Source organism: Acinetobacter sp. UBA2581, from assembly GCF_002339435.1.
GTDB classification, from domain to species: domain Bacteria; phylum Pseudomonadota; class Gammaproteobacteria; order Pseudomonadales; family Moraxellaceae; genus Acinetobacter; species Acinetobacter variabilis.
The window spans coordinates 1-11607 of sequence record NZ_DDLD01000040.1; the positions used below are offsets into that span (position 1 = coordinate 1).

General features: G+C 42.8%; 8 protein-coding genes. 2 read left to right on the forward strand and 6 right to left on the reverse strand.

All coding sequences use genetic code 11. The annotated features are described in order from the left end of the window. The coding region (locus B3Q46_RS04410) for a hypothetical protein (protein ID WP_286713674.1) at positions 1–468 on the forward strand (468 nt) is incomplete at its 5' end. Between the two features lie 50 nt (positions 469–518). Further along, positions 519–2150, forward strand: a complete 1632-nt coding sequence (locus B3Q46_RS04415; protein ID WP_286713709.1) for a flotillin family protein — start codon at positions 519–521, stop codon at positions 2148–2150. Positions 2151–2251: 101 nt separating this feature from the next. Here the strand turns inward: B3Q46_RS04415 and sucD are convergent, their stop codons facing one another. The 6 genes from sucD to B3Q46_RS04445 all read right to left on the reverse strand — a co-directional run bounded on the left by sucD (position 2252) and on the right by B3Q46_RS04445 (position 11593). After that, positions 2252–3142, reverse strand: coding sequence for a succinate--CoA ligase subunit alpha (gene sucD / locus B3Q46_RS04420; RefSeq protein WP_005234623.1), 891 nt, complete (start codon positions 3140–3142; stop codon positions 2252–2254). Positions 3143–3153: 11 nt separating this feature from the next. After that, on the reverse strand, positions 3154–4320 hold the full coding sequence (gene sucC, locus B3Q46_RS04425; RefSeq protein WP_175967079.1) for an ADP-forming succinate--CoA ligase subunit beta: 1167 nt from the start codon (positions 4318–4320) through the stop codon (positions 3154–3156). A 184-nt stretch (positions 4321–4504) separates the two neighbouring features. Beyond that, entirely contained in the window at positions 4505–5938 is a 1434-nt protein-coding gene (lpdA, locus tag B3Q46_RS04430) for a dihydrolipoyl dehydrogenase (RefSeq protein WP_004782973.1), read from the reverse strand. Between the two features lie 60 nt (positions 5939–5998). Beyond that, positions 5999–7219 carry a 2-oxoglutarate dehydrogenase complex dihydrolipoyllysine-residue succinyltransferase gene (gene odhB, locus B3Q46_RS04435; RefSeq protein WP_005234619.1) on the reverse strand — a complete coding sequence of 407 codons (1221 nt, stop codon included), beginning with the start codon at positions 7217–7219 and terminating at the stop codon, positions 5999–6001. 18 nt (positions 7220–7237) lie between these two features. Next, the gene (locus B3Q46_RS04440; protein WP_262736158.1) at positions 7238–10060 is read right to left on the reverse strand and encodes a 2-oxoglutarate dehydrogenase E1 component; all 2823 of its coding nucleotides are present in this window, start codon (positions 10058–10060) and stop codon (positions 7238–7240) included. Between the two features lie 822 nt (positions 10061–10882). Then, positions 10883–11593 carry a succinate dehydrogenase iron-sulfur subunit gene (locus B3Q46_RS04445; protein WP_175967077.1) on the reverse strand — a complete coding sequence of 237 codons (711 nt, stop codon included), beginning with the start codon at positions 11591–11593 and terminating at the stop codon, positions 10883–10885. Positions 11594–11607: the final 14 nt, after the last annotated feature.

Here is an 11607-nt window from a genome sequence, read left to right on the forward strand (position 1 = left end):
CAATGTTCAACACGCCCTAATAAAGATTTTATTAAGAACAGAAATAACGATATCCCTTTTTATTGTATTCACATAAAAGCAAGTTCTCAACTAAAACGTATCTTTGGATATATTGAATATTTTGGAGCATTTAGAGTTGTACTTTCTCTTGCTAGTAACTATGAAGGAGACTCAAAGGAACAAACTTATATCATTGACCCAATTAACAATCAATGCATTGATTTAGAAGTAGAAGTTGATACTAATGATGATGAAATTCAACAAATATATAATTATGAAATTTATGATTTAAAGGTATATGAAGAAGTGATAGGAAGCCTTTTAAGTAAAGTAGTAAAAAAATCTCAAGAAAATAATGTAATAAACAGAATGAATGAAGTAATCAAAAGATGGGATGAAAAGAAAACGTATGATCAAAATATGGCAGAAGCATTGACATATTTGAAACCTTTTTTTAATAACTCTTAGCCTAATTTTTCTAAAAAATGTTAAAAAATTTGTTAAATTGCACATTTTCAATATTATTCAATAAAAACAAATCATTAACATTAATACTAACAAAACGATATGACATTAAAGTCGTTTTAGGCGGCGGAGCTTTGGTGCTACCGGTACTACATGAAATCATTCCAGTGAATATGAATACCCTACGTCTGGAAGTCCGTCGTGCCGATGATCAGGCGCTGATTACCCGTGATCGCATGCGTGTCGATGTGATGGCTGAATTCTATGTGCGCGTAAAGCCAACTGCCGATTCGATTGCTACGGCAGCACAAACTCTTGGCCAAAAGACAATGTCACCAAATGAACTGAAAAATCTTGTGGAAGGTAAATTTGTCGACTCTTTACGTGCGGTTGCTGCTGAAATGGCGATGGAAGAGTTACATGAAAAGCGAGTCGACTTCGTACAAAAAGTACAGCAAGTGGTATCTGAAGATCTGCACAAAAATGGTCTGGAACTGGAAACTGTTTCTTTAACTGGCTTAGATCAAACTGGCTTTAAATACTTCAAGCCACAAAATGCGTTCGATGCTGAAGGTTTGACCAAACTCACTGAAACGATTGAAGATCGTCGCCGTAAGCGTAATCATATTGAACAGGATACGGATCTGGCCATTAAAGCCAAAAATCTGGAAGCCGAGCAAGCGCGTCTACAAATTATCCGTGAAGAAGAATATGCCAAATTGCAACAGGAACGTGAAATTTCGATTCGCCGTGCTGAACAGTTAGCTGAAATTGCAGCTCAGGAAGCTGCAAAAAAACGTGAAGCGGAAGAAGCCCGTATTGCTGCTGAACGTGAAGTAGAACTGAAACGCATTCTGGCAGCTCGTGATGTCGAAAATGAAAACATTCAGAAAGCTCAGCTTATTCAAAAAGCCCAAGTTGAACAGAAGAAAACGATTGAACTAGCTGAACAGGATCGTGCGATTGCAATTGCAGAAAAATCCCGTGCTGAATCTGAAGCCAAAGCTTTAGCTGATCAGGCACGTGCTCAAGCGGTTAAAGCGGAAGAAGAAGTCATCACTGTCCGTCAGATCCAGCAAGCTGAACGTCAAAAAGCGGTTGAACTGGTGGCAGCGAAAGAACAGGCTGAGAAAGATGCAATTGCCATTACCGTTGCAGCAGAGGCTGGCAAACAGGCAGCAGCCGACGATGCAGAAGCGGTTCGTATAGCCGCTGAAGCCGAAGCTGAAAAAGTTCGCCTAAAAGCTAAAGGTGAAGCGGATGCCAAAGTATTACTTGCTCAAGCAATGGAGAAACAGTATCAGGTCGATGCTGAAGGTACCCGTGCAGTGAATGAAGCAAATAATGTACTGTCATCTGAACAGGTGGAAATGCAAATCCGCCTAGCAATGCTGAAATACCTGCCTGAAATCATTCGTGAAAGTGTTAAGCCTATGGAAAACATTGATGACATCAAGATTTTGCAAGTCAATGGTTTACATGGCACACATGCGGGTTCTTGTCAGGCAGATGCCCATCATGAAGGCAGCAATGTTGCCCTCTCCGATCAGGTGGTGAATAGTGCTTTACGTTATCGTAGCCAGGCACCTTTAATTGATAGTCTGATGAATGAATTAGGCATTCAGGGCGGTGACATCAATGGGCTGACCCAAAGCCTGAAAGCTAAAGCTGGTGTAGATAGCTAAATACTCAATTTTCGAATTATCATTTAGTTAGACTTTAATTTTCTTTTACAGCAATTATAAAAAAGCCCTCAAGAGTGAGGGCTTTTTATCAGCTTAATAAATTAAGCTAAACCTTTTTCTTTCAAGACCTGAAGCATGGTTGAACCCAGCTCAGCAGGACTACGTGTATACGCCATTCCCGCGCGTTCAAAGGCTGCAAACTTCTCTTCAGCAGTTCCTTTACCGCCAGAAATGATGGCACCTGCGTGACCCATACGCTTACCTTTCGGCGCTGTGACACCGGCGATATAACCTACCACTGGCTTGGTCACATGTGACTGAATATACTCAGCTGCTTCTTCCTCAGCAGTACCGCCAATTTCACCAATCATGATAATGGCTTCAGTTTGTGGATCTTCCTGGAACAGTTTCAAGCAATCAATCTGGTTCATGCCTGGAATCGGATCACCACCGATCCCGATACATGTAGACTGTCCAAGACCTAATTTAGTGGTTTGTGCAACCGCTTCATAAGTCAAAGTACCTGAACGTGAGATAATGCCGATCTTACCTGGCTGGTGAATATGACCCGGCATAATCCCGATCTTACACTCGCCTGGCGTAATGATACCCGGACAGTTTGGACCAATCAGACGCGTGCCATTACCATTGGTTTCCAAATAACGTTTGGCTTTCAGCATATCCAGTGTTGGTACACCTTCAGTAATCACAACGATCAGCTCAATACCTGAGTCAACAGCTTCTACAATAGAATCAAGTACAAAAGGTGCAGGCACATAAATCACAGAAGCATCAGCTTGAGTTTCTTGCACCGCTTCACGCATAGTATTAAATACTGGCAGATCCAGATGTGATTGACCACCTTTACCCGGTGTTACTCCACCAACAACTTTAGTGCCGTAGGCAATAGCCTGTTCAGAGTGGAATGTACCGTTCTTGCCTGTAAAGCCTTGGACTAAAACTTTGGTGTCTTTATTAATTAATACGCTCATTGTGATACTCCTTAAGCTTTTACTGCAGCAACAATTTTTTCTGCAGCATCGGCCAAGCCATTTGCAGAAATCAATTTCAAACCAGATTCATCCAGTAACTTGGCACCAAGCTCTGCATTATTCCCTTCAAGACGAACAACTACAGGCACAGTGACATTTACTTCCTGAACCGCTGCAATAATTGCCTCAGCAATCATGTCACAACGTACAATTCCACCAAAAATATTAATCAAAACACCTTGTACAGAAGAATCTGCCAAGATAATTTTAAACGCTTCAATTACTCGCTCTTTGGTCGCACCACCGCCCACATCGAGGAAGTTAGCTGGTTGACCACCATAAAGCTTGATAATGTCCATGGTTGCCATCGCAAGACCGGCACCATTGACCATACAACCAATATTGCCCTCTAAAGCAACATAGTTCAGGTCAAATTCAGACGCTTTTAGCTCACGCTCATTTTCTTGTGATTTATCACGTAAAGCTGCGACTTCAGGCAGGCGGTACAGTGCATTCGAATCAATGCCGACTTTGGCATCGACACACAGAATATCTCCATTTTCACGAACAGAGAGCGGATTAATTTCAAACAGTGCAAAATCATTTTCGACAAAAGCTTGGTAAGCAGCTGTCATGACTTTGACAAATTGATTGATCTGGTTATCTTTTAACTTAAGTGCAAACGCCACTTCACGCGCCTGAAATGGCAATAATCCCACTAAAGGATCAACTTCCACTTTAATGATTTTTTCAGGCGTTTCTTCTGCCACTTTTTCAATTTCGACACCGCCTTCAGTCGATGCCATAAAGGTAATGCGGCGAGTTGAACGGTCTACCACAGCACCCAGATAAAGTTCACGCTCTACCGGATAAACATCTTCAGAGACCAGAATACTGTTGACTGGCTGACCATTGGCATCGGTTTGATAGGTCACTAAACGTGAACCAATAATCTGATTGGCATATTCAGCTGCTTCTTCAGCCGACTTTACCACTTTTACCCCACCCGCTTTGCCACGACCACCTGCGTGAACCTGCGCTTTTAATACTGCAAACTTCCCACCAAGCTGCTCAAAAGCATGTACTGTTTCTTCAGCATTAGTAGCAAGAATACCTTCTTGTACAGGCATCCCATATTTTTTTAATAACGCTTTTGCTTGATATTCATGTAAATTCATTGATTAACCTTTTACTACTTATTTGACTTTGTTATTACACGTATTCCCAATATTTCTTGGTTCACATCAATCAATATTGGTATTTTTGGATCTTAAATTTTACTTATCTTTATTTTTAGATGATTATTCATTCAAAAACAACCACCAAATGTAAAAAGAGCGGCCGAAGCCGCTCTTTGAAGAATTACTTACGCTTGCGTTGGATCGCGTGAATCGCACGACCATCAACTGCAAGAGCAGCTTCATGTACGACTTCAGAGAACGTTGGGTGACCAAACGTCATCAACTGTAGATCTTCAACTGAAGATACAAATTCAAGTGCAATCATACCTTGGTGAACGATATCAGACGCAGCAGGTCCAATCACGTGCATACCAAGTAGACGGTCAGTTTTTGCATCAGCAACAAACTTCACGAAACCAGCACCTTCACCAGCAGCCAAAGCACGACCATTTACAGCAAAACCGAATTGACCAGTTTTCACTTCATGACCTTTTTCTTTGGCTTGCTCTTCTGTTAAACCTACCCAAGCCGCTTCCGGATGAGTGTAGATGACAGAAATGATGGTGTCGTAGTTCACTTGAGCAGCATGACCGTGGATACGTTCAACAGCCATTACGCCTTCTTCCATTGCTTTATGTGCAAGCATTGGACCACGTACCAAGTCACCGATTGCGTATACGCCTTCAACAGAAGTTGCACACCAGTCGTTTACTTCAACCAGACCACGCTCAGTCAGTTTGATACCTGAATCTTCAGCCAATAGGCCTTCAGCATAAGCACGACGACCCACACAAACGATCAGCTTATCGAAAGTTTGTTCTTTGTCTTCGCCGCCTTGGCTGTATTTAACAGTCACTTCACGACCATTAACTTCAGTACCAGAAACTTTTGCACCGATACGGATATCAAGGCCTTGTTTAGTCAACAGTTTTTGGTAGTCTTTTGCTAATGCTTTGTCAGCCATTGGCAAGAATGCGTCCATTGCTTCAAATACAACAACTTCCGCACCTAGACGACGCCATACTGAACCAAGTTCAAGACCGATTACACCAGCACCGATCACACCAAGACGTTTAGGCACTTCTGGGAATTCAAGCGCACCAGTTGAGTCCACGATCAGGTCTTGATCTACAGGAGCAACAGGAATATTTACTGGTACAGAACCAGATGCAAGAATGACATATTTAGGCTCTAAAACCTGAGTTTCGCCTTCATGCGGTACGAACTCAACTTTTTTACCAGCAAGTAATTTACCAGTACCCTGTAACCATTCGATGCCATTACCTTTAAGTAACTGTGCAACGCCACCAGTCAATTGCTCAACGACTTTGTCTTTACGCGCCAGCATTTTAGACAAATCGAAAGCAACTTCACCCGTTGTAATACCGTGGTCATCTAAATGCTTAACAGTATCTTCATAACGGTGAGAAGAATCTAGAAGTGCTTTAGAAGGAATACAACCGACGTTTAAGCAAGTACCGCCTAAAGAAGGTTTACCTTTATGAATACGTTTTTCGATACATGCAACTTTAAAACCAAGCTGTGCAGCACGAATTGCAGCTTCGTAGCCACCTGGGCCACCACCAATTACAACTAAATCGAATTGTTGAGACATTATTCTCTCCAAAAATGGGCCTAGAGGATCACCCTAAACCCATGGATTTATTCTTTAGAATTAAAGATCAAGGATCAGACGAGCTGGTTCTTCTAACAATTCTTTGATTGTTACAAGGAAACCTACAGCTTCTTTACCATCAATGAGACGGTGGTCATAAGAAAGCGCTAGGTACATCATTGGCAAGATTTCAACCTGACCATTCACTGCCATAGGACGTTCCTGGATTTTATGCATACCCAAGATCGCAGTTTGTGGAGTGTTCAAGATTGGAGTTGAAAGTAATGAACCGAAAGTACCACCGTTGGTAATAGTGAAAGTACCACCAGTCATGTCTTCGATTGCAAGTTTACCTTCACGCGCTTTACCAGCGTATGCACGGATGCCGTTTTCAACTTCAGCATAGTTCATGCGGTCTGTATCACGAAGAACAGGAACCACTAGACCACGGTCAGAAGAAACCGCTACACCAATGTCATAGTAACCATGGTAAACAATGTCGTCGCCATCGATCGATGCATTCACTGCTGGATAGCGTTTCAGTGCTTCAGTCGCAGCTTTAACGAAGAATGACATGAAGCCTAGACGCGCACCATGACGTTTTTCAAACGCTTCTTTGTACTGGTTACGCATTTCCATGATTGGTTTCATGTTAACTTCGTTGAACGTAGTCAACATTGCAGTTTCTTGAGTTGCAGCAAGCAGACGTTCAGCAACACGTTTACGCAGACGAGTCATTGGAACGCGTTTTTCGATACGTTCACCAACCGCAACGCTTAACGGTGCAGCAGCAGGCGCTGCAGGTTTAGACTGATGGTTCGCAACATCTTCTTTAGTGATGCGACCGCCACGACCTGTACCAGATACGTCAGCAGCATTGATACCAGATTCGGTTAATGCTTTACGTACTGCTGGAGCTTGGTCTTGAACCTGTTGACGCTCAACGATCGGTGCATTACCCGCTTCAGTTTTTGCAGCAGCTTGCTCTACTGATGCTTCAGTTTCAGATTGAACTGCTTGAGTTTGAGTTGCGCCAGATACAGCACCTTCTTCAAACTGTGCAATCACTTCAGCAGAAAGCACTGTATCGCCTTCATTTTTAACGATTGATGCAATTGTACCGTCTGCAGGAGCAACAACTTCTAAAACAACTTTATCAGTTTCAATATCACAGATCACTTCATCACGTGATACTGCTTCACCTGGTTGTTTGTGCCAAGTTGCGATCGTACCGTCCGCAACTGACTCTGGAAATACCGGTGCTTTAATTTCGGTTGCCATTATTTAGAATCTCCTGGATTATTCAGCATCGATCGCTAGAGCGTCGTTAACGAGCTGAGCTTGTTGTTTTGCATGCAAGTATGGTGAACCACACGCCGGTGCAGCTGAAGCTTCACGGCCTGCGTAACTAATACGGATTTGTTTGCCCGCTTTCATCACATCGTCATATAAACGAGGCGCGATGAACAACCAAGCACCTTGGTTTTTCGGTTCTTCTTGTGCCCAAATCAGTTCTTTCACGTTTGGATACTGAGCAAGAACTTCTGCAAGACGTGCTTCTGGGTACGGATACAATTGTTCAATACGTACAATTGCAGTGTTGTTCAATTCTTTTTCACGACGTTTTTCAACCAGATCGTAGTAAACCTTACCACCACACAATACCAGACGGGTTACGTCTGCTTTGTTAATGTTATCTACTTCGTCGATCACAGTCTGGAATGTACCGTTAGCCAGTTCTTCCAGATTAGACACCGCTAATTTATGACGAAGCAATGATTTAGGTGACATGATGATCATTGGTTTACGGATCGGGCGGATTGCCTGACGACGTAACGCGTGGAAGATCTGTGCAGGTGTAGTTGGAGTCATCACTTGCATGTTATCTTCAGCACATAGTTGCAAGAAACGTTCCAGACGTGCAGATGAGTGCTCAGGGCCTTGGCCTTCGAAACCGTGTGGCAGAAGCATAGTCAGACCACATACACGTTCCCATTTGGTTTCACCAGATGAGATGAACTGGTCAATCACCACCTGCGCACAGTTTGCAAAGTCACCGAACTGAGCTTCCCAGATGATCAGACTCTTAGGAAGAGTCGTCGCATAACCATATTCAAATGCCAGTACTGCCATTTCAGACAATAAAGAGTCATAGATCGCAACGCGCGGTTGGTTCTCTTTGATGTGGCAAAGTGGAATATAAGTTGAGCCATCTACCTGGTTATGCAGTTTTGCATGACGGTGTGAGAATGTACCACGACCCACGTCTTCACCAGTTAAACGGACCAGATAACCATCATCTAGCAGTGATGCATAGGCTAGAGTTTCAGCAGCACCCCAGTTCAGCGGCATTTCACCAGTTTGCATTTTCAGACGGTCGTCAATCACTTTAGATACCTGACGCTGCATCACGAAGCCTTCTGGAAGCTCACGCATTTTGCGACCAAGCTCTTTAAGACGTTCTAGATCACATGTAGTATCCCACTCGTCTGTGTATTCATGGCCCAGGTAAGGTGTCCAGTCTACGAACATTTTCTTGTTCGGCTCTAGAACCAGTGCATTGGCTACATGTTTACCGGCTTCAAGATCAGAACGGTATTGTTCAACCATTTGATCTGCAGTTGCGCGATCAAGTACACCTTCTTGAACCAGTTTGTCAGCATAAAGCGTACGAGTGGTCGCTTTTTTGTTGATCACCTGGTACATCATTGGCTGAGTTGCAGCTGGTTCGTCCGCTTCATTATGACCACGACGACGGTAACAGAACATATCGATCACGACGTCTTTACGGAAAGTATGACGGAAGTCATGTGCAAGCTGAGCAACAAATAATACAGCTTCCGGATCATCACCATTTACATGGAAGATCGGTGCCTGGATCATTTTCGCGATATCAGTACAGTATTCTGTAGAACGCGCATCACGTGGATCAGATGTGGTGAAACCAACCTGGTTGTTCACTACGATATGAACTGTACCACCTACTGTGTAACCACGAGTCTGTGACATCTGGAAGGTTTCTTGGTTTACGCCTTGACCTGCAAATGCAGCATCACCGTGAACAATCACTGGTAACACGTCATCGCCGCCAATGTCTTTACGACGGACTTGACGTGCACGTACAGAACCTTCAACTACAGGTCCAACGATTTCAAGGTGAGATGGGTTAAACGCCAATGCCAAGTGAACTTCACCACCTGGAGTCATCACGTTAGAAGAGAAACCTTGGTGATACTTAACATCACCAGAACCTTTCTTGTGTAGTGATTTGCCTTCGAACTCACCGAACAGGTCAGCCGGGTTTTTACCCATGATGTTAACCAGAAGGTTCAGACGACCACGATGTGGCATACCGATTACAACTTCTTTACAGCCTACAGAACCGGCACGCTGGATCAATTCATTCACCATAGGAATGAAAGACTCACCACCTTCAACACCAAAACGTTTTGCACCCACGAATTTATTACCGAGGTATTTTTCCAGACCTTCAGCCGCAGTTAAACGTTCAAGAACATGTTTTTTCTGATCAGCACTCAGGCCATATTGACCACGTGCGCTTTCAAGACGTTGCTGGATCCAGCGTTTTTCTTTGGTATCCACGATATGCATGTATTCAGCACCGATAGAGCTACAGTAAGTCGCTTCCATCGCTTGGACCATTTCGCCCAAAGTCGCTGCTTCCTTACCAATCGCAAGGTTACCGGTATTGAATATAGTGTCCAGATCAGACTGAGTTAAACCGTGCGCAGAAAGATCAAGATCTGGCACAACTTCGCGTTTAGCCAGACCTAATGGATCCAGTTTTGCTTTTTGGTGGCCACGGTTACGGTACGCAGCAATCAGCTGTAAAACGCCAATTTGACGACGTTCATGCTCTGAACTTACTGTCGATTGGATAACAGGCTGAATACGGCTTGAATTGCGACCTAAAAGTAGGAATTGCTCACGTACATTGCTGTGTGGTTGATCACCTTTTGGGAATTTATCGAAGTACGCTCTCCAGTCAGCACCCACTGAGTCTGGAGCAGTGAGGTACTGCTCATAAAGTTCTTCAATATACGCTGCACTATCAGCGGAAAGTTCAGTGTCAAGACGCAGAGCGTCAGCAACTTCTTGCATTTGTGGACCCATTTCCTATTGCAAAAACATTTTCAGGATGCTTTTTAAGCAAAACCCAGGATTAGTAATGTCAAATTGATAATTCAACATTAGTCCCCCATAAGGCATAAGCCATGAGGCGTTATCACCACACCAAGAAAATTCTTGATATGTTTAATGAACAATAACGCCCCTCAGCGGCATCATCACTCATTGAATACCCGATCGTGACCGAGCAATTTTTTGCAAATCGACTTAGAAAAAACAAAGATTTAAACTATATTTTTTCTAAAGCGACTTTGACTTACATTTATATACCAGTCTCTACTTTTTCCGTGTTTAAAAAATGTACACCGGCCCACACATTTTTTAAATATGGTCTTGTGCTAAATGCTATCACGATCTCGACTAATCAATTGATTTTTTTGACGAGAAACGCATGTTTTTTAGTCAAATACTTCCGTCAGAAATTACTCTAACATAGGGAGCTTTAAATGAAAAACACATTCAGCGTAGACTAAAGTCCTACATCTTTTTGATAAACAAAAAGAGAGTAAATCTTCCAATCCACTCCCTTTACAACTTTGCGTTATATAATAACATTATTGAAAACCTTTTTCAGTCCAGAATTACATCTAAAAATCATAAATACCTTAGACAACATCATAATAGTGCATAAATCCGACCAAAATGCTCTGCAATGATTCATCACCCGATTTGATCATATGAGATACAGTACCAATAACAGCTGTTTTCACTACTACTGTTCATTTATGGAGCCCTATAAAGCAAAAAGCACACCAAGTGGTGTGCTTTTTGAAAAACTGTTGATTGCAGTCTAAATTAGCCAGCCATATCTAGAAGCATGTTACGGATGTGACCGATTGCTTTAGTAGGGTTCAAGCCTTTAGGACATACAGATACACAGTTCATGATGCCTTTACAACGGAACAGCGAGAATGGGTCGTCAAGACGAGCCAAACGCTCTTGAGTTGCTGTATCACGTGAGTCAATGATGAAGCGGTAAGCATTCAACAATGCTGAAGGACCCAAGAACTTATCAGGATTCCACCAGAATGACGGACATGAAGTTGAACAGCATGCACAAAGAATACATTCGTACAGACCATCAAGATGTTCACGTTCTTCAGGAGACTGTAGACGCTCTTTAGGCGGTGCAGGCTGATTATTAATCAAGAACGGATGAATTTTGTTGTACTGATCGTAGAACTGATTCATGTCTACAACAAGGTCTTTAACTACTGGAAGACCTGGCAGTGGACGGATTGTGATTGTTTCTGGTAAATCATTCAGGTTCCACAGACATGCAAGACCGTTTTTACCATTGATGTTTACACCATCAGAACCACAAATACCTTCACGACATGAGCGACGGAACGTTAAAGATTCGTCTTGTACTTTTAATGCCAGAAGTGCATCAAGCAACATACGGTGCTTATCAGTCAGTTCAAGCTTAAAAGTTTGCATATACGGTGCTTTATCCTTATCAGGATCGTAGCGGTAGATATGAAATGTACGAGTACCTCTACTCATCTTTAATCTCCTGA

Bases quoted from the DNA above. Each gene is read 5' to 3' on its own strand.
- sucC (WP_175967079.1), bottom strand. From the start codon at position 4,320: ATGAATTTACATGAATATCAAGCAAAAGCGTTATTAAAAAAATATGGG.
- lpdA (WP_004782973.1), bottom strand. From the start codon at position 5,938: ATGTCTCAACAATTCGATTTAGTTGTAATTGGTGGTGGCCCAGGTGGC.
- B3Q46_RS04440 (WP_262736158.1), bottom strand. From the start codon at position 10,060: ATGCAAGAAGTTGCTGACGCTCTGCGTCTTGACACTGAACTTTCCGCT.
- sucD (WP_005234623.1), bottom strand. From the start codon at position 3,142: ATGAGCGTATTAATTAATAAAGACACCAAAGTTTTAGTCCAAGGCTTT.
- B3Q46_RS04445 (WP_175967077.1), bottom strand. From the start codon at position 11,593: ATGAGTAGAGGTACTCGTACATTTCATATCTACCGCTACGATCCTGAT.
- odhB (WP_005234619.1), bottom strand. From the start codon at position 7,219: ATGGCAACCGAAATTAAAGCACCGGTATTTCCAGAGTCAGTTGCGGAC.